19 protein-coding genes are annotated in these 19282 nt (G+C 62.0%); 18 read left to right on the forward strand and 1 reads right to left on the reverse strand.

What is annotated here, in order from left to right; translation table 11 throughout:
• Nucleotides 1–16 precede the first annotated feature (16 nt).
• The 5 genes from ASD05_RS25585 to ASD05_RS29765 are packed head-to-tail and all read left to right on the forward strand — an operon-like array spanning nucleotide 17 to nucleotide 4803.
• Nucleotides 17–790 (forward strand): SDR family NAD(P)-dependent oxidoreductase, encoded by a 774-nt coding sequence (locus tag ASD05_RS25585; RefSeq protein ID WP_056598323.1) that lies wholly within the window; start codon nucleotides 17–19, stop codon nucleotides 788–790.
• A gap of 26 nt (nucleotides 791–816) precedes the next feature.
• Nucleotides 817–2142, forward strand: a complete 1326-nt coding sequence (locus ASD05_RS25590; RefSeq protein WP_056598327.1) for a Rieske 2Fe-2S domain-containing protein — start codon at nucleotides 817–819, stop codon at nucleotides 2140–2142.
• A 12-nt stretch (nucleotides 2143–2154) separates the two neighbouring features.
• Nucleotides 2155–2460 (forward strand): non-heme iron oxygenase ferredoxin subunit, encoded by a 306-nt coding sequence (locus tag ASD05_RS25595; protein ID WP_056598329.1) that lies wholly within the window; start codon nucleotides 2155–2157, stop codon nucleotides 2458–2460.
• A 12-nt stretch (nucleotides 2461–2472) separates the two neighbouring features.
• A complete protein-coding gene (locus ASD05_RS25600; RefSeq protein ID WP_056598331.1) occupies nucleotides 2473–3669 on the forward strand; it encodes an NAD(P)/FAD-dependent oxidoreductase in 1197 nt (398 codons plus the stop codon).
• Between the two features lie 33 nt (nucleotides 3670–3702).
• Complete coding sequence (locus ASD05_RS29765) at nucleotides 3703–4803, forward strand: zinc-dependent alcohol dehydrogenase (RefSeq protein ID WP_082572338.1); 1101 nt, start codon at nucleotides 3703–3705, stop codon at nucleotides 4801–4803.
• Nucleotides 4804–5188: 385 nt separating this feature from the next.
• Here ASD05_RS29765 and ASD05_RS25615 read toward each other — a convergent pair whose 3' ends face one another.
• On the reverse strand, nucleotides 5189–5962 hold the full coding sequence (locus tag ASD05_RS25615) for an IclR family transcriptional regulator (protein ID WP_235508093.1): 774 nt from the start codon (nucleotides 5960–5962) through the stop codon (nucleotides 5189–5191).
• Between the two features lie 90 nt (nucleotides 5963–6052).
• Here ASD05_RS25615 and ASD05_RS25620 point away from each other — a divergent pair, with 90 nt between their 5' ends.
• From ASD05_RS25620 to ASD05_RS25675, 13 genes are all read left to right on the forward strand, one after another.
• The gene (locus tag ASD05_RS25620) at nucleotides 6053–6964 is read left to right on the forward strand and encodes a citryl-CoA lyase (RefSeq protein ID WP_268810556.1); all 912 of its coding nucleotides are present in this window, start codon (nucleotides 6053–6055) and stop codon (nucleotides 6962–6964) included.
• Nucleotides 6965–7039: 75 nt separating this feature from the next.
• Nucleotides 7040–8218 carry a thiolase family protein gene (locus tag ASD05_RS25625; RefSeq protein ID WP_056598343.1) on the forward strand — a complete coding sequence of 393 codons (1179 nt, stop codon included), beginning with the start codon at nucleotides 7040–7042 and terminating at the stop codon, nucleotides 8216–8218.
• Nucleotides 8219–8279: 61 nt separating this feature from the next.
• Nucleotides 8280–9194, forward strand: coding sequence for an SDR family NAD(P)-dependent oxidoreductase (locus ASD05_RS25630; RefSeq protein ID WP_056598346.1), 915 nt, complete (start codon nucleotides 8280–8282; stop codon nucleotides 9192–9194).
• Between the two features lie 31 nt (nucleotides 9195–9225).
• Nucleotides 9226–10314, forward strand: coding sequence for an acyl-CoA dehydrogenase family protein (locus ASD05_RS25635; protein ID WP_082572342.1), 1089 nt, complete (start codon nucleotides 9226–9228; stop codon nucleotides 10312–10314).
• Complete coding sequence (locus ASD05_RS25640) at nucleotides 10311–11450, forward strand: acyl-CoA dehydrogenase family protein (RefSeq protein ID WP_056598350.1); 1140 nt, start codon at nucleotides 10311–10313, stop codon at nucleotides 11448–11450. The genes ASD05_RS25635 and ASD05_RS25640 overlap by 4 nt, the downstream gene beginning before the upstream one ends.
• Before the next feature lie 47 nt (nucleotides 11451–11497).
• Nucleotides 11498–12289, forward strand: coding sequence for an enoyl-CoA hydratase/isomerase family protein (locus tag ASD05_RS25645; protein ID WP_056598353.1), 792 nt, complete (start codon nucleotides 11498–11500; stop codon nucleotides 12287–12289).
• 39 nt (nucleotides 12290–12328) lie between these two features.
• Nucleotides 12329–13336, forward strand: a complete 1008-nt coding sequence (locus tag ASD05_RS25650) for a Bug family tripartite tricarboxylate transporter substrate binding protein (RefSeq protein WP_157610283.1) — start codon at nucleotides 12329–12331, stop codon at nucleotides 13334–13336.
• Nucleotides 13337–13404: 68 nt separating this feature from the next.
• Entirely contained in the window at nucleotides 13405–14604 is a 1200-nt protein-coding gene (locus tag ASD05_RS25655) for a CaiB/BaiF CoA transferase family protein (RefSeq protein ID WP_056598363.1), read from the forward strand.
• 25 nt (nucleotides 14605–14629) lie between these two features.
• On the forward strand, nucleotides 14630–15355 hold the full coding sequence (locus tag ASD05_RS25660) for a nitroreductase (RefSeq protein WP_414930066.1): 726 nt from the start codon (nucleotides 14630–14632) through the stop codon (nucleotides 15353–15355).
• On the forward strand, nucleotides 15259–15588 hold the full coding sequence (locus tag ASD05_RS31120) for an amidohydrolase family protein (RefSeq protein WP_414930067.1): 330 nt from the start codon (nucleotides 15259–15261) through the stop codon (nucleotides 15586–15588). Before ASD05_RS25660 ends, ASD05_RS31120 begins: the two co-directional genes overlap by 97 nt.
• 223 nt (nucleotides 15589–15811) lie before the next feature.
• A complete protein-coding gene (locus ASD05_RS25665; protein WP_056598366.1) occupies nucleotides 15812–16861 on the forward strand; it encodes an IS110 family transposase in 1050 nt (349 codons plus the stop codon).
• Between the two features lie 300 nt (nucleotides 16862–17161).
• Nucleotides 17162–18130: a Bug family tripartite tricarboxylate transporter substrate binding protein gene (locus ASD05_RS25670; RefSeq protein WP_082572344.1), complete on the forward strand. Its 969-nt coding sequence runs from the start codon at nucleotides 17162–17164 to the stop codon at nucleotides 18128–18130.
• A 90-nt stretch (nucleotides 18131–18220) separates the two neighbouring features.
• A complete protein-coding gene (locus ASD05_RS25675; protein WP_056598372.1) occupies nucleotides 18221–19279 on the forward strand; it encodes a dipeptidase in 1059 nt (352 codons plus the stop codon).
• Nucleotides 19280–19282 lie beyond the last annotated feature (3 nt).

Consider the following 19282-nt stretch of genomic DNA (forward strand, 5'->3'; position numbering starts at 1 on the left):
AATCAGGAGCTATCAGATGATCGAATTCAACGGCAGTCCGCTGCTGGACGGCCAAGTGGCTGTGGTGACCGGGGCGGGTCAAGGGATGGGACGCGAAATCGCTATCGGCCTTGCCGCAGCGGGTGCGAAGGTGATGGTCGCCGACGTCAATATGCAGACCACCGAAGAGACGGCCGCGCTGATTTCGCAGCAGGGTGGCTCCGCGTGGCCAGTGCTTTGGGACGTATCCGATCCCGACCAAGCGGAGCAGGTGGCGGCTCGTGTCCATGAACTGGCCGGCGACGCATCCATCCTCGTGAACAACGCGGGTATCCATCGCCGTGGGCAGTTCGGTGAGGAAGGCCACTTTGGCACTTGGCGTGAAGTCATGGCGGTGAACCTGGACGGGATCATGTACGGCATCACAGCCTTTCTTGATCAACTCAAGCGCACCAAAGGCAACATCATCAACCTGGCATCGATTCAATCGTTCACGGCAGCTCCGAATTTCACGACAGCCTATGCCGCCAGCAAGGGCGGGGTGGCGATGATGACCAAATCACTGGCGGTAGACCTTGCCCAGCACGGGGTGCGCGTCAACGCTATCGCGCCTGGCTTCATCGAAACCCCGCAAACCGCCGTCTCCCGAGCCAATCCTGACCGCGTCGCTTTCGTCATGTCGCACACACCGATGAAGCGCGCTGGCCGCGCAGACGAGATGGCAGGCCCTGCTGTCTTCCTGGCGTCGCATCTTGCTTCCTTCGTGACCGGCGTCATCCTCCCGGTTGACGGCGGCTTTCTCACCCTTTGATTCGAGTCTCGATAAGGAAACACACCATGGCACTCGCCAACAAGCTCGATGTACTGTCCCACGTGAGCAAGGGAACGCCGGTCGGCGAACTCTTCCGGTCCATCTGGCTTCCTGCTTTGCTCTCAACTCAGTTGCCCGAACCCGGCGGCGCGCCGGTGCGCTTGAAGCTGCTTGGCGAAGAGCTCGTTGCGTTTCGCAACGGCAAGGGTGAGGTTGGCATCGTTCAGGCCAACTGCGCGCACCGCCTGGCTCCTCTTTTCTATGGCCGAGTGGAGCAAGAGGGCATCCGCTGCAACTACCACGGCTGGTTGTACAACGCTGAAGGCGACTGCCTAGAGATGCAAAACTCAACCGATCAGTCGATCTGCAAGAAGGTCAAGCTGACCGCGTACAAAGCGCAAGAGAAAGCCGACATCGTTTGGGTGTTCATGGGCAGCGGTGAACCCCCGTCGCTTCCCCGATTCCCGTGGATCGATCTGCCGAAGTCCCAGCGCAATGCGACAGTGTGGATCCAGGAATCCAACTGGCTGCAGGGTATGGAAGGCGAACTGGACAGCTCGCACGTGTCGATCCTTCACACGAATCCGGCCACGATGGCCACCTCTCCGGTGCACCGTCCTTACTCCGCGATTGATATTACTCCGCAGTTGCACGCTAAGGACACGGCGATCGGCGTCATCGGCATCGCGCGTCGCAACGCCGACGAGAATTTCTATTGGCGCGTCTCTCAGTTCATGGCGCCGTGCTTCAGTTCTATCCCCAGTGCAGACTTCCCGGTGGGCGGCCGCGCTTTCATTCCGATCGACGACCACAACACCTACACCTGGGACTTCAACTACTACCTCAAGGGCGATCTTCCCGAAGCCTTCCTGGACTACATCGGCAAGGGGCTAGCCTTCCCTCCGGACAGCGTTTATGAACCGTATCGCCTGAACACGGGTGCCATCATCGACACGTTTGTTCCGGTTCGGAACCAGCGCAACAACTACATGATCGACCGCAAGGGAGCCAGCCTGTCGAGCCCCTCAGGCATTCATGGCCTCAATGATCAAGACCGTGCCATGCAGGAGGGCATGCTGGCCCTCCCAGGCACTGAAGGCCGCATTGTCGATCGAGAGAAGGAGTTCTTGCTCGCAACCGACATCGCGATCGTCCGCAGTCGCCGCCGCCTGCTCGAGTACGTCAAGTCAGAAGAGAGCCTTGCGAAATTCCGAGAGATCGTCAAGGACGGCAGTGCCTACGCGGTCGTGCCGCTAGACGTCGTGTCTGAGCTTGGGGAGATGGACGAATTCCTGGAGCGTCATCACGGCGAACTGATGCCCGGCGGCACTGCCGAGTCCGCTGCCGCCTAGTCGCTCGCCGCTATGACGCTTCAGCTTATTACCGCATGTGAGAAGGTCACGCAGGACGCCCCATACGCCTATGAGGGCCAGGGAAAGAAGATCGCGATCTACCGGGTCGATGACGAGTTCTTCGCCACCGACAACGTCTGTCCGCACGCTTACGCCCTGATGTCCGACGGGTTCGTGGAGGGTGAAACCATCGAGTGCCCGTTGCATGGCGCAGTGTTCAATATCCGCACTGGCAAATGCATGGGCCCGCCGGCGGAATCTGATCTGGAGACGTACCCCGTCACGGTGGTCGACAACAAGATCTTCCTTAACCTCTAGTCGACCGCGAACATGTCCACCGTTAACGATATCGTCATCATCGGGGCCGGGCAGTCCGGCGGCTGGGCAGCCAAGACGTTGCGCGACTCAGGCTTCACCGGCTCAGTGCTGATGATCGGCAATGAAAGCCATCTTCCCTACGAACGTCCGCCCCTGTCGAAGCAAGTGTTGCTCGGCGAACTGGGACCCGGTGCATGTCAACTGTGGTCGCAGGAGCGTCTTGCGGAGCTGGGAATCAAAGTGGAGCTAGGGAACCACGTCGAGCGAGTCGACCGGACCTCCGGCCAGGTTGTTTGTCGGGACGGAAAGTCGTTCCACTTCGACCGGTTGCTTCTGGCGACGGGATCTCGACCACGGCAATTGATCTGCGAGGGTGCCGAGCTGCAGGGTGTTCATTACCTGCGGACCATCGATGACTGCCTGGCCATCCGCGCCAACCTCGGAGCCGCCATCCGGTTAGTAGTGGTCGGTGGCGGCTGGATCGGGCTGGAAGTTGCCTCAGGTCTGCGAGCGCGCGGCGCTCACGTCACGGTGCTCGAGGCTTCCAATCAGCTCTGCGGGCGTTCGCTTCCTCCGTCGCTCAGCAAGTATTTCCTGGAGCAGCACGTTAGTCGCGGCGTGGACATTCGACTCGGCGCTCGCCTCAAGCGCTTTGTGGGAAATGGAACGATTGAGGGGGTTGAGCTCGATGACGGCTCAATCCTGCCCGCTACGGTAGTGCTCGTAGGCATCGGTGCGGTGCCGAACGACGAACTTGCACGGTCTTGCGGGCTGGACGTCGGCAACGGAATCGTCGTCGACGAGCACTGCCGCACTTCGGACTCCAGAATATTTGCCTGCGGTGACGTCACTGACCAGCCGCTGGGACAAGGCAGGGTGCGCCTCGAATCTTGGAAGAACGCGCAGGATCAAGGGGTTGCAGCTGCGAAGGCGATGTTGGGCGCCGAGCCCGTCGCCGCGGAGCTGCCGTGGTTCTGGTCCGACCAGTTTGACATCAACTTTCAGTTGTTGGGCATCGTGCCCCCAGGCGCGCAGCAGTTCCGAAAGGCCAATGCGAGTGACGAGGGCTTCATTGACTTCTTCGTGCAAGAAGGACGCCTGGTAGCAGCGGCGGCCATCAACAGCCCTCGCGAATTGCGGGCGGCCAAGAGAGCGATCCAGAAAGCGTTTCCGTTCTCGGGAGAAGGCTTGGTGTTGATTCAAGATTAATGTGATGCCTCCCGAGAGGCTGGAGAAAGAATTATGAGCGGCGCACGAGCATTGGTGCTGGAGTCACCCAAGAACCTCCAATTGCGTGAATTCCCTATACCTACGGTCGGCGACGACGACGCAGTGTTGCGAGTCGAAGCCTGTGGTCTGTGCGGCACCGACTATGAACAGTGGCTCGGTCACCTCGGTGATTGGGGAGGAGGCATGCCGATCGTTCCCGGCCACGAAATCATGGGATTCATTGAGCGCATCGGGCCCACTGCGGCCAAGCGTTGGCGTGTGCGAGAAGGCGACCGTGTCGCGGTCGAGCCAATCATTCCTTGCGGGCACTGTGCAGATTGCATAGCAGGCGAGTACACACGGTGTCAGTCCGACCTGGGGTATGGCCTGTACCAGAATATCCATTCCGCGCCGTCGCTATGGGGGGGCTACGCGAGTCATGTGTACCTGCATCCAAAGACGATGGTGCACAAACTGCCCACAGACGTCGCTACTGACTTGATGACGCTGGTTAACCCGTTGTCCAACGCAATTCGTTGGGTATACGAGGTGGGCGGCGCTGCGCTCGGAAAGACGGTCGTGATTGCGGGTCCGGGGCAGCGGGGACTGCTGGCCGCCGTGGCTGCCCGCAGGGCGGGCGCATCGCAAATTATCGTGACCGGAACATCGTCTGACCGCGGCCGTCTGGATTTGGCGCTCCAGCTTGGCGCTACAGCGGTCATCGATGTGAACAACGAGGATCCGGTGGAACGCGTGATCGAGATCACTGGTGGACGATTGGCCGATGTGGTTCTCGACGTGTCGGCGGGATCGATGGCACCGATCATCCAGGGCGTGGACATGGTCAAGCGCGGCGGGCGCATCGTGCTGGCCGGCCTCAAAGCGAACAAGCCACTTGACGGGTTCCCGATCGACAAGGCAGTCTTGCGGGAGATTCAGCTCGTCGGAGTGCTGAGCGCGGGTTGGGAGTCGACCGAACTGGCAATCGACATCGTCAAACATGCCGGAGAGACGCTGAGACCCCTTTGCACCCACTCTTTCGGCATGGATAAAGGCACTGAGGCGGTGCGCACGCTCGGGCGCGAGGTGACCGACGGGCGGGACGCCATCCACATCACGATGACACCGGAGTAAGGGCATGTGCGCGGCCTGCTATCGCATCGCGTCATTCCGCGCCCTCGTGGCCCAGGAAGGGAAAGGCGAAGCGGACGGCGAACAAGCAGCGCAATGTGACGGGTCGGCCCCTTCGGCGTCAAAGGCCGCGACTCCTGGCGCTGCGAAGCGCGGCTCAGCCAGCGACGATGATGGATGGCATCTGCCGGAGCGAACTCCCCGAGTCGATTGATGCTTCTTTTCACTAGCGGAACATAAACCGCTGACGCTCCACGTTCCCTGAGGGCGTCACTGCCAAAGCTGCGGGGACGCCCTAGCCGTTTTCGAGTCCCACGGCGCAACGCCGGGGGGACTGATATGGCTGCTTACGAGTTGGTCAGGCCGATGCTGTCCGCCAAATCGAACTCTATAGGATGTCCAGCGAAGACTGGACCCGTGCAATGTGTTTCGCGATGGACAAGGCAGCAACTTGTTGATCGTCCTTGGACATCCGACTGTCGATCGAAGACGTTGTGATCGCGCCTAGGGCGTTGCCGCTGGAGTTCCGCATCACCATTCCGATGCCAATGACGCCTGGCGCGCTGTAGTGCCCGATGACGGCATGTCCGCGGCGTTGGGTGGCACGAACGAGCGCGCGCAGTGTGGACTCAGTCAGCGACCCGTAGCTGCCCAAACGCTTCGCGTTTGCACGGATGCATTCGTTCTGCTCGTCCACGGGCAAGGTCGACAGGATGGCGAGACCCCCTGCACCGACGCCCAAAGGGTTCCTCATACCGACGTTGACCGTCAACACCTGCACCGGATACGAGCCAACCACACGGGCCAGGCAGATCGATTCGTACCCCACGCGGGCGATGAGGAACGCGCTGTTTCCGGTGTCTTCTGAAACAGACCTCAGGACTGGCTCGCACACAGTCCTCAAGTCGGCCCGGTCAGCGAATGCGGCAGCCATCTGCCGACAGTAGTCCCCCAACATATAACGCTTCGACCCAGCGGGCCGCGTCAACAGGCCTTGTCTTTCCAAGGCCTGGACGATGCGGTGCACTGTCGGACGCTCGAGCTCGCAGATCGTCACGAGTTCGGCCACCGTCAAACCGTGTGACCCGTGGGCAACGACCTGCTTCAGAACACCGATTGTGCGATCGATGCTCTGGGTTCCGCGTGCTTCCGTAGTGCTCATGCACCGGATCATAGCGTGGACGGTGTGGCGCCGTCGTAGAGCGGCGACGAGCGGATTTCGGTCTGATGTCTCGATCAAAACATCCATATCGTGGACATATTGATTTCATGGCGAGCCCCCCGAGCCTACGATTCAGCCAGCAGGTTAGAGATCCAGTTCGATCGCCTGCACCACCCCACCAAACAGGAGCACTGCATGACCGACATGACCAAGACCGCCGACCGCAAATACTGGCGCACCGCCATCGGTGACCCGAGTCCCCATGAAGGGACGATCGTCAGAGGCTACGACGTTCTTACGGATCTGGTCGGCAAGATCGACTTCGGCGCCATGGTGTACCTGCTCTACAAGGGCGAACTGCCCAAGGGCAACGAATCCAAGATGATCAACGCGATGTTCATCTCGGTCGCGGACCACGGCATCTCGCCTTCCTCGACAGTGACCCGCTTTGTGCAGGCAGCCGGCGTGCCCATCCAATGCGCGGTGGCGGCTGGCGCCATGATGTTCGGCGACGTGCACGGGGGCGCTGGCGAAGAGTTCACCCGCTACATCCAGGAGCTGGTGGCCTTGGCTGCCTCGAGCGGGCGCAGCTACGAGGACGTGGCAACCGAATACGTGGCCAACCACAAGCGGCTCGACGGTTTCGGCCACCCGCAGCACGCCGAGGGCGATCCTCGCGGGAAAGTGCTGTTCGCTCTGGCCGAAAAGTGGGGGATCGCAGGTGACCATGTCCGCATGACGCGCGAGCTGGAAAAAGCGCTCATCAAGAAGAAGAATCGCCCGCTGCTGGCGAACATCGATGCGGCGGTGGGCGCCCTCATTTCGGACATGGGCTTCGACTGGCGGCTGGCCCGCGCCTTCATCGTCGTGCCGCGCACGGCGGGCCTGTTCGCCCATGCATTCGAAGAAAAGGTGCGCGAGCCGGGCTGGCGCCAGATCACCCTGGACCAGGTCGAGTACGACGGACCGGCCCGCCGGACCAACGACAGCCCCGCCATCTGAGGGATCAATCGATCCAAAGCCGCCGCGATTTGGCTGCGGCTTCCTTCCTTAAATGTTTTTGAACTGGAAAGACAAATGACCGCTCGCGTCGCAATCGCTGGAATTGGAATGACATCTTTTGGAAAGTTTCTCGACCGCTCGGTCAGAAGCCTTTCGGAAGAGGCCGTACGGATCGCATTCGAAGATGCCGGTATCACTGCCGATCGCGTCGACCGCGTCTACTTCGGTAACGCTGCTGCCGGTCTCGTCACCGGGCAGGAAATGGTTCGCGCCCAGGCTGCGTTGAGATTCACCGGCTTGATGGGCAAGCCGATGATCAACACCGAAAACGCATGCGCCACGGGCAGCACCGCGTTCCATCTGGCGTGGCAGTCCGTGTCGGCCGGGCAAGCGGACATCGTCCTGGTGGTCGGTGCTGAAAAGCTGACCCACGTCGACAAGGCGGTGTCCTTCGGTGCATTCGGAGCCGCGGTGGACATGGAAGAAAAGCAGCTCGACCACGTGGGATCGGGCAGCGGCTCCATCTTCATGGACATCTACGCCGAAAGAACCCGCCGCTACATGGAAGCGACGGGCGTGACGTCGGCTGACATTGCCCAGATCGTGGTCAAGAGCCGGCATGCAGCGTCCCTCAATCCTTTTGCTCAGTTCCGCAAGCCGACGACCGTCGAAGAGGTGCTGGCGGCTCGCATGATCAGCAACCCGCTGACGCTTCCGATGTGCTCTTCGATCGGGGACGGCGCCGCTGCGATCGTCCTCGTCTCGAGCCGCGTTGCTGCGCAACTGACGGGCGCCAGGCCAGTTTGGGTGGCCACGTCTACCCTGGTTTCCGGTTCGGGAGATACGACAGGCCCCAACGCTTCGGCACGGGCATCCAAGGCTGCCTATGAAGCGGCGTCCATCGACCCGCGCGATGTCCACGTCGTCGAGGTACACGATGGGGCTGCGCCCAGCGAGCTGATCAACGCCGAGACCTTGCAGCTTTGCGCGCCGGGAGAAGCCGTCCACCTGCTGCGAAGCGGTGCCACGGACCTTGGCGGAAAGGTCTCCATCAATCCTAGCGGCGGATTGATCAGCCGGGGCCACCCCATCGGGGCCACTGGCACCGCTCAGATTTTCGAGCTGGCGCAACAACTGCGCGGTGAGGCCGGTGAACGGCAGCGTCCGGCTGCCAAGGTCGGATTGGCACAGAACTCCGGTGGGCAGGTTGGCGGTGACTCGGCCGCAGCTGTGGTGACCATCCTCACCGCATAAGTCGGTGCGTGACCCTCGACTGGCATCTCGACACGATTGATCGATACATCTGGAGACTGATATGACGCAGCGACTGCTGGGAAAAGTGATTGTGGTGACTGGCGCTGGCGCCGGCGTGGGCAAGGAGATCGCGCTGGAGGCGGCGCGTCAGGGTGCGCGCGTGGTCGTGAACGACCTGGGCGTGAGCATGGACGGTGCAGGCGGAAGTGCAGGGCCCGCGCAGGAGACCGTCGAGCAGATTCGCGCCGCAGGTGGCGAGGCGAGTGCCAACACCGACAGCGTGGCCGAATGGAACTCGGCACAGCAGATCGTGAAGCACGCGCTGGATGTGTACGGACGCGTCGACGGACTGGTGAACAACGCGGGCAATCTGCGCGATGGCATCTTCCACAAGATGTCGGAGGAAAACTTCGACGCCGTGGTGAAGGTGCACCTGAAGGGTTGTTTCAACATGGCCCGCGCCGTCGCACCGCATTTCAAGAGCCAGGAGAGTGGTGCCATCGTGCACATGACCTCGACCTCGGGGTTGATCGGAAACTTCGCGCAGGCCAACTACGCCGCTGCAAAGATGGGCGTGGTCGGCCTGTCGAAATCGATCGCGCTCGACATGGCGCTCTTCAAGGTGCGGTCGAACTGTATTGCGCCGTTTGCATTCACCCGCATGGTGAGTTCGATCCCGACCGACACCCCTGAGGGGATGGCCCGCACGCTGGTCAACCAGCGCATGGAGGTTGCCAAGATCGCGCCGTTCACTTGCGCGCTGCTCACTGACGAAGCCAGTGGCGTGTCCGGCCAGATCTTCGGCGTTCGCAGCAACGAGATCTACCTGTTCTCGCAGCCGAGGCCGATCCGCACCGCACACCGCAGCGAGGGCTGGACCGTCGATACCTGCCTTGAAGTGGCACTGCCCATGATGAAGCCCTCGTTCTTCCCGCTGGACAACTCGCGCGACGTCTTCACTTGGGATCCCGTCTGAAGCGACAACGCCAACCACCAGGAGACAAGCGATGAGTGAAGAGACGCGTGACATGCTGCATGAAGCGGCCCTGCGGATATTCGCGGACGAGCCCGAGGACCTGTGGGCAGTTCTGCAGGAGTCCGGATTCGACAAGGCTTTGCTGCCCGAGAGCAAAGGCGGCGCCGGTGTGAGCTGGGCCGATGCCTGCGGGCTTCTGTCTCTCGCGGGTGAGCATGCCGCGGCCGTTCCGTTGGCGGAAGCCTTGGTTGGACACTGGCTGCTGGAGCATGCCGGCGTCGAAGGCGCGGGCTTGCCGACCATCGCGTCATCGGTGTTCTCCGAGCAGATCCGGGTGGGCGTCTCGCGCGACGGCCAGCGCGTCGATGGCACGCTGCGCCGTGTGCCTTGGGGCGACGCATGCACGCATGTCGCGTTCATCGTGGGTTCCGGCACAGCCGCTCAACTGATCGTCGTGGCCCGGGATGCGGCGGGCATCTCCATCACACCAGGCCGCAACCTCGCCGGCGAGCCACGCGATACGCTGGTGCTCGAAGGCGTTGTGCCGCAGGCGGCGGTCCCCGCGCCTTTCGATGCGCGCGAGCTGCTCTGCCTTGCAGCCATCCTGCGCAGTGCGCTCATGGCCGGAGCCATTGAACGGTCCCTCGCTCTGTCCGTCGAGTACGCCAATCTTCGCGTGCAGTTCGGCCGGCCGATCGGCAAGTTCCAGGCGGTGCAGCAGAACATTGCCTTTCTCGCGACGCAGGTGGCGGCCGCACGCGCGGCCGCCGAGGCTGGCAGTGAAGCGATCGATGAATGGCTGGATGGGGTGGGCGCGCCCCTCACGCAAAGCATTGCCGCTGCAAGCGCGAAGATCCGAACCGGCGAAGCAGCGGGCCAAGCCTGTGCGATCGCGCACCAGGTGTTCGGCGCCATCGGCTTCACTGAGGAACACGAACTGCACCACTTCACCAAGCGGCTTTGGTCCTGGCGAGACGAGTGCGGCAACGAGGCTTATTGGTCGCGTGAGCTTGGCGAACGCATCCTTGGCGATGCCTCCGGCCAATCCCTTTGGCGTGCAGTGGTGCCGATGGCATCGGCCGCAACTGGCGCAGCGACACAAGCAGGAGCAGCACGATGAACCATCTTTCCTTTCCACGCCCGCAGCCGTCCGAGATCGGCGAGCGGCTGCGAGCCGAAGTGCGCGAGTTCATCGACGGCTGGCACGGAAATCGGCACGGCGCGGCTGCATTCAGCGGTTTTGATCCTGCATTCAGCGAAGCCCTTGGCAAGCGCGGCTGGATTGGTATGGGATTTCCCAAGCGCTATGGCGGCGGCGGCTATGGACTGGCGGAACGTCTCGTCGTTCTGGAGGAATTGCTCGCCGTTCGCGCACCGATCTTTGCGCATGCGGTCGCCGAGCGCCAGAGTGGGCCGCTGCTGCTGCGGTTCGGCAATGAGCAGCAGCGCGAGGAGATCGTGCCCCGGATTGCCGCAGGAACGTGCTATTTCTGCATCGGCCTGAGCGAGCCGGACTCTGGGTCGGATCTTGCCTCGGTGCGCACGCGCGCCATCAAGGTGGATGGTGGCTGGCGTGTGAATGGCGCGAAGATCTGGACCTCGAGCGCGCACCGCACGCACTACATGGTCCTGCTGTGCCGCACGGCGCCCGCCAGTGAAGTGCGGCAGGCCGGCTTGAGCCAGTTCCTGGTCGACATGAAGACACCCGGCGTCACGTGCCGGTCCATCGTCAACATCGCCGGAGACGACGACTTCAACGAAGTCCACTTCCAGGATGTGTTCCTCTCTGACGATGCCCTCATCGGCGTTGAAGGCCAAGGATGGCAGCAGGTCACGAGCGAGCTGACATTCGAGCGAAGCGGGCCAGATCGGTTCATGTCCCACATGGGTGCGGTCGAGGAATTCGTCACCGCGCTCAAGCAGCAGCCATCGGTGGACGGCGCCCGAACAGTGGGCCGCCTGGTTGCCCACCTCTCGACGCTGAGGCGGATGTCGCGCTCGATCGCCAACATGATCACCGAAGAGCAGGATGCCGCTTTGCATGCGGCCCTGCTCAAGGACCTCGGTACCTGCTTCGAGCAGGAAATTCCCGAGACCCTTCGATTGGTTCTGCCGACCGAGCCCGAGCCGGGCGCCTCCGACGGGTACAGCGCGGCGCTGGCCAACGTCATCCTGCATGCACCGTCCTGCACGATCCGCGGCGGCACGAAGGAAGTGCTGCGCGGCATGGTCGCAAAGTCCCTCGGACTGCGGTAAGCAAATTCTTGATCCAACTCCCCAACAGACATCCCGAAAGGCCGCACGTGGAAACAGCAACCAACACAGAAGAACTTCATCGACAACAGGGCGACGCCGTGCTGTGGTTGAAGCTGAATCGACCGCAGGCGTTGAACTCGCTGACGCTGTCGCTCGTCAACGCACTGACTCGGGCGATCGAAGATGCCCAGAGCGACCCGGAAGTCCGCGTCATCGTTCTGACAGGCGAGGGCCGGGCCTTCTGTGCCGGCGCCGACTTGAAGGACCCCGCCCGGAGCCGCCCTGAGAGTGGCGCCGAGTTCGTGAAGGCCATCGGCGCCCTGACCGAACTGATCGAAGCCTCCACCAAACCCGTCATCGCCGCGCTCAACGGCATCACGGTCGCCGGGGGACTGGAACTCGTGCTCGCCTGTGACATCGTCATCGCCGCCGAGTCGGCCCGGATTGGCGATGCACATTCGAACTACGCCCTGTTTCCGGGGGCAGGCGCCACCGTGCGTTTGCCGAGGAAGGTGGGCCTCAACAACGCGAAGCTCCTGATGTTCACGGGCGACATGCATCCAGCCAGTGAGTGGAAGGCGCTTGGCCTCGTCAACATGGTGGTCGCCGATGACGGCTTCATCGACGCCGTGACCGCTCTGGCTAAGAAACTCGCGGTGAAAAGCCCGCTGGTGCTGGGCCGCATGAAACAGGCGCTCAACGACGCGCTGGATCAGCCGGTGTCCGTCGGGCTGCGCTACGAGCGCGCCCTGAGCAACTTGCACCACTTCTCGGCCGACCGTGTTGAAGGGCTGGCAGCCTTCAAGGAAAAGCGCCCGCCGCAGTTCAAGGGCAACTAATCCAGCACGCCCAACGACATCAGAACACAGGAGACAACGGTGAACACTCACAGGACGCACACCCGGCGCAGCGTGATGAGCGTGGTCACGCTGGCGATGAGCGCTACGATCTTCATGCCGACCGTAGCGAGTGCGCAGGGCAAGGTTGCCTTCCCCGCCAAGCCCATCACGCTTGTCGTTCCGTCGGAGGCTGGCGGAGCGGTGGACATCACGGCACGCGGGCTTGCGCAGCAACTCTCGATGACGCTCGGCAAGCAGGTGATCGTCGACAACCGGCCCGGTGCCAGCGGCGCCATCGGTGCGACCTACGTCGCGCGATCGGCACCCGACGGCTACACGCTGCTGGTGGGGCCGGGCACCGTCATGGTGGTAAACCCCATGGTCTCGAAGGCGCAGTACGACGTAGCGCGTGACTTCCGCGCGGTCGGGCTTCTGGTCAGCGCTGAACTGGTGTTTGTGACCAGCCAGGCGACGGGCTTCAAGACCCTGGGCGATGTGATCCAGTTCGCGAAGAAGAACCCAGGCAAGCTCACCTACGCGTCGAACGGACAAGGAAGCTCGTTCCATCTCGCCACCGAGCTGCTGCAGGATATGGCGGGCATCGACATGCTGCACGTTCCGTACAAGGGCGGTGCGTCGACAGAAACGGGCCTGCTTTCTGGCGACATCGGGTTCATGCTGGCCAACACCGCGTACGCGCTTCCTCAGATCCGCTCCGGTCGCATGGTCGCGCTGGCAGTGGCCAGCCCCGAGGGGTCCAAAGAGCTGCCGGAAGTGCCTGCAGCTTCCAAAACGGTACCAGGCTATGAAGCCAATACCTGGGTAGGCCTCTATGCACCGGCAGGCACTAGCGACGACGTCATCGCGAAGCTCAATGCGGCAGTCAACGCCTACCTGCGGGACCCGAAACAGGCCTCCGACATGCGCGCCAAAGGGCTGGAGCCGCTTCCCGGTTCCCCCGCTGACGCGGTCCGCTTTCAGAGCCAGGAGCAGGCGAAGTGGGGTCGAGTCGTCTCTCTTGTCCGCGCCAAAAGGCGACTGAACTAACTCAGTGTTCCCCGGTCGCCCTGGCCTAACGCAGTTCGACCGATACCAACGTTTTAAGGAGTTGAGATATGGAACCGAAAGAAAAAGGCCCGCTGGCCGGCATCCGCGTGATCGACATCGGCACGATGGTGGCAGGACCGGTTGCCGCAACACTGCTTGCAGACCTCGGCGCGGACGTGATCAAGATCGAGCAGCCTGGTCGCGGAGACTCTCTGCGTCATATCGGGCCGTCGGTGGAAGGTGAGAGCCTTTGGTGGAATGTCGAAGGGCGGAACAAGAAGTCCGTGACGCTCGATCTGCACCACGCCGATGGTCAGCGGATCCTGAAGGAAATGTTGAAGCACGCCGATGTGCTCGTGGAAAACTTCCGCCCCGGCATCCTGGCTAAATGGAACTTGTCGTGGGAGCACCTGAAGCAAGTGAACCCGCGACTCGTGATGCTCAGTGTTTCAGGGTACGGTCAGACAGGTCCGTACGCAAACCGTGCAGGATACGATCGCATTGCGCTTGCGATGGGCGGCACGCTGAACGCCACGGGCTACCCAGACCGCGCACCGGTCAAGCTCGGCACGGCGATGGCCGACTACTCGACGGCATTGTTTGGCGCTTTCGGAATCATGGTGGCGCTCTACCACCGTGATATGCGCGGCGGCGAAGGTCAGCAGATCGATCTGTCGTTGTACGAAACGGTGTTCCGCTTTACCGACGTGATGGTTACGGCGTACGACAAGATGGGACTGCCGCGCGAGCGGACCGGCAACCTTCACTTCGCGGCAGCCCCGGGCGACCATTTCGAAACCTGCGATGGACGCTACATCGTTCTGACCGTGTCTAACGACCGCATGTACGGCCGCCTGTGCGAAGCCATTCCGGCGCTGGGCGGTGATGAGCGCTATTCGACCCATTTGAAACGCACTGCGTGCGTCGAGGAGCTCAACGTCATCGTCGCCGCATGGATCAAATCGCTGCCGGTGCTGGATGTCTGCCGCATCCTCGAAGAGAAAGGCCTCGCTTACTCGTTGATCTACTCGATCAAGGACATCGTCGCAGATCCGCACTACGAGGCCCGGGGCACCATCGCCAGCGTCGAGCATCCGCAGATCGGCGAGTTGAAGATGCCCGCTGTGCAGCCCCGCTTCAGTGGAACACCGTCGCCGCAAATCAAGCCAGCGCCTGCACTGGGCGCGGACACAGACGAGATCTTGCGCCAACTTGCTGGGCTCTCGATCGAGCAGATTGCCGAGCTGCGCCAGGCGGGCACGGTCTGAGGTGCTGAACGCTATGAAGACACCCATGACCATGTCCCAAGTTGACGCAGTCGTTCAGGATCCAGCTAGCGTGGTCTCGGCCATCGAAAGTCGCTTCTCCTGCCGTGCGTTCTTGCGCGACAAGCCAGTCGCGCGGCAGCAGATCGACGAAATTCTGCGGATCGCGAGTTGCTCGGCGTCCAGCACGAACACCCAGCCGTGGAAGGTGTACGTGCTGCAGGACGATCGCCGTGATGCACTCGTCGAGAAGGTGTGCGCTGCGCACGATACGACCAGCGCCAATTCTTCCCTGACCGCCGAGTACGGGGAGGTGGACGGCTATTACCCTGCGCAGTGGGTCTCGCCTTACATCGACCGACGGCGTGACAACGGCTGGGGCTTGTACGGCGCTCTGGGAATCGGAAAAGGCGAAAAGGACAAGATGCACGTGCAGGCGCAGCGAAATTACCGTTTTTTCGATGCACCAGTGGGACTCATGTTCACCATGGAGCGCGTGATGGGCCGCGGCTCCCTGATCGACTACGGCATGTTCCTGCAGACCCTGATGCTGGCAGCCCGCGCTCTTGGCCTGCACACCTGCCCCCAAGCGGCGTGGAACAACTGCGCGAAGATCGTCATGCCTTTCATCGGCGCAGCTTCCAATGAAATGCTGGTTTGCGGCATGGCGCTTGGCTATGCGGACGAATCCGCACCGGTGAATGCTTACAGGACGCCGCGCGAAACGGTGGAGAGTTTCACGCGCTGGGTCTGACCTCAGCGCTCTGGGCCCCGCTTGCCCGGCTGTTCGACGCGTGGGGTTTCGAACGTCGTCTTTGGGGCACTGACTGGACCCGTGCGGTCACGGTACTCGACTACGACGAATCCGTGGAGGCCTTCCGCCGGGGAGTTCGCCTCAGTGAGAGCGAGCGGACGATGTTGATGGGCGGTGCCTGCGCAAGGGTTTATGGCTGGACACCGACCAAAGTGGCTGGCGCCCCCGACTGACACAACGAAAACTGTCCACACTGTGGATATAGGGTTGGCGTTGAATGTGCGGCGCTTTTACATTGATTGCTCGATAAATATATGGAGATGGTATGGACGCCTCCCCCTAACTGAGCGATTGCGAGCGCTGGGGATGTGGGCAAGGAAGGGGGGCCTCGCAGTCAACGGCATCGAGTGCCAAAGTGGAAGTTCGATCTACCCACTTACAGACGGAGGCCCCGAAATGGATCGTACGACGTATGGCTTGGACATTGCAAAGAACGTGATGCAGCTTCATTGGGTCAATAGCGAGACGGGCGAGATCGGGCGCAGGAAGCTCGGTCGGGCCAAGCTGAGCGAGTTCTTCGCCCAGTTGCAGCCGGCACGCGTGGCGATGGAGGCGTGCGGCAGCGCGCACCACTGGGCGCGCGAGTTGGGTGCTCTGGGACATCAGGTGGAGTTGTTGCCGGCACGCCAGGTACGTGCATTTGTGCGCGGCAACAAAGACGACGCAGCCGATGCCCGGGCGATCTGGCTGGCCGCGCAGCACTCGGACATTCGCCGCGCACCGGTCAAGAGCGAGGAGCAGCAGGCGGTGATGTCGCTGCATCGAGTGCGCTTGCACTGGGTGAGCGTGCGCACGGCCACGCTCAACATGCTGCGAGGCTTGCTGTACGAATTTGGCGTGGTGCTGCCAGGCGGCAAGAAGGCCGGACTCAAGACGATCGCAGTCAAGCGCGTCGATATTGACGACAAGCTGCCGCCGTTGATGCGTGGGCTGGTCGACCTGCAGCTCGAAGCGCTCAAAGGAGTCGAGCGCAACATCGATCAGCTCGAAACCGAGATCGCCGGGCAGCAGCGCCAGTTGGACAAGGCGCGCACGCTGCGCGAGGTGCCGGGCATCGGCGTGCTCGGTGCAACGGCGCTGGCCGCAACGCTCGGTGACGCCAGCGGCTGGCGCTCGGGACGGGAGTTCGCAGCCAGCCTGGGGCTGGTGCCTGCGCACAGCGGCACGGGCGGCAAGACCCGCATCGGGCACCTGAGCAAGCGCGGCGACCCCTACCTGCGGACATTGCTCATCCACGGTGCGCGTGCGGTGATCACGCACGCCAAGGACATGCCCACGTGGCTGGAGGAACTGCTGCGACGCCGGCCGCTGAATGTGGCGGTGGTGGCGTTGGCCAACAAGATGGCTCGCACGGCCTGGGCGCTGATGGCGCACGGGCGGGCGTACCAATCGGAGTGGAAAAGCACTCCACCAAGTGGCTGCGGCGCGCGAGCGCAGGCAGCTTAGCAACAACCTGAGACAACAACCACAGGAGTGGAAGCCGCAAAGAGTGCGTGAGTCGAGTCGATGAAGTGATGGTGAAGCGGTCGGACCGCGGGTCGGGTAAAGCTGAATGTTGTCTCGGGCAAGCCCTCGCGCGAAGCCCGCAATGGAGATGAGCACCGACCCCGCGCATGACCATCAAGGCCAGCGGGCGGACTTCGGTCCGATCTGCACAAACAGGCCGGATATAAGACCGCAGTCATTACCGCCAGCCGGAACTTCAAGAACTCGCTTGCCACACGGGAGGCGTCCATATAAGACAACATGATTACCCGTCGACGTTTTACCCACATCGGTCTGGCCGCGTTCACGCTGCCGTCTTTGGCAATTGCAGCTCCCTTCACGTCACAAACGATCAAGGTGATCGTTCCAAATTCGCCTGGCCCAGGCACTGACGTGTTGGCACGCTTCTTCGCGGCATACATGTCCAAGCAGTGGAATTCAACGGTCGTGGTGGAAAACAAGGTTGGCTCCGGTGGCCAGCTCGCTACCGACTTTGCCGCCAAAGCTGCGCCGGATGGAACCGTGATCCTGATTACGACAAGTGCGCATTTCACCTACCCATACCTCCATGCGAAATTGCCGTTTGACGCCGCGCAAGACTTCGCTCCCGTCGCTCAATTTGTTCAAGGCGCATTCGCTGTGGTGGTGGCGACGGACTCGCCTTTCAAGACGATCCAGGACCTCATCAACGAAGCCAAGCGCCAGCCGGGAACGATCAGTTATGCATCGGCGGGTGTTGGCTCGCCGACCCACATGGCGGGCGCTCAATTCGGGCACATGGCAGGAATAAACATCGTTCACATTCCCTATAAAGATGCCTCGCAAGTTATGACTGATGTGATTGGCGGGCAACTCCAAATGGGACTCACCGGTACCTCAACTGCAATGTCGATGATCCAAGCCGGAAAGCTACGTGCCTTGGCAGTCACTGCTCCGAAACGCGTCCCGGCACTTGCCAATGTGCCGACGCTGGATGAGTCGGGCCTGCGCGGCTACGACGTGACTTCGCCGATATTCGCGCTCACGCGGGCCGGCACGCCGCCAGCCACAGTCTCGGAGATTTCGCGGATCATGCTCGAGGCTGCCAATACGCCCGAGTTCAAGCAAGTGGCCGACAAGTTGGGTTACGTCATGGACTTGCAAGACTCAGCCAAGATGCGCATCAACTTTCCGGGTGAATTCGCGAGATGGAAGCGGATGGTCGAGATCTCTGGCGCGAAGCCGGGATGACCATGACGGTCGCCGCCTGAAAAAGCCATGTGCTGTGGTCACTTCCACGCGGTCGGCACCTCCTGCCGCCACTCGATCTGGAGCACACCGATGGCATCGGTCCAGGCGATGCTCAGCGGCGGTGTCGGACCCTACGGCTCAACCGAAGCTGCCCAGGTTGCCGAGGTCGGCACCAAGGCGCTGGAGGTTCTGCGCAATTCCATCTCGGTGGATGTCCACACGCACGGCGGACCGCAGGGCATTTATTCTCCGGCACCGCCCACTGGCAACCTTGCCTCCGGGATGCGGGCCGGGTCTCTTGCCGCAGTGTGCCTGTCGGAAATTCCGGACGAACCCCTTCTTGGCAGGAATGCCGCCGGGGTCGCCTGCCTCACTCGTTTGCCGAGGCCGGGTGAGCTTTATGGCCACCATCTCGAACGCCTCGCCTGGGCCGACGAGATGGTGGCGCACCATGGCTTGCAGCGCGCACTGACGGCAGCCGATCTGGAATCGGCTCACGCCGCAGGCCAGCCTTCGGTGATTGGGGGTGTCGAGGGTTTGGACTTCATGGAAGGAAAGTTGGAGCGGTTGGAAGAAGCCCACCAGCGCGGCATCCGCTCCGCTCAACTTGTGCACTTCACACCCAACGATATTGGTGATTTCCAGATGGGCGTGGTGACGCACGAAGGATTGACCAAATTTGGCGCCGAGGTGATCCGTGCCTGCCATCGGTTGGGAATGATCGTCGACGTCGCGCACGCCACCGAACAAACCGCCAAGGCTGCGGCAAACGTCTCCATCAAGCCGCTGCTGTTGTCACACACAGCGCTTGCTGGTTCCAAGGCGATGGCATCGACCCGATTGGCCGCCCGTTGCGTAAGCCCGGACCATGCAAGGGCGATTGCAGAAACCGGTGGTGCCATCGGGATCTGGGCCATCTTTCCGGACCTCGACAAATACGTCGAGGGACTGAAGGAAATGGCCGACGTCATAGGCGTAGACCATGTCTGCGTGGGCACCGATCAGCAGGTCGCCCCTGGTGTGCTGCAAGACTATTCGCAGTGGGTCAACCTGATAGCGGCGATGTTGCGCGGCGGGTTCACTTCCGAAGAGGCGGGGAAGATCGCCGGTGGCAACTACATGCGCATCTTCCGGGCCGCGGTGGGATGAATC

The organism is Variovorax sp. Root434, from assembly GCF_001426595.1.
Taxonomy (GTDB): domain Bacteria; phylum Pseudomonadota; class Gammaproteobacteria; order Burkholderiales; family Burkholderiaceae_C; genus Variovorax.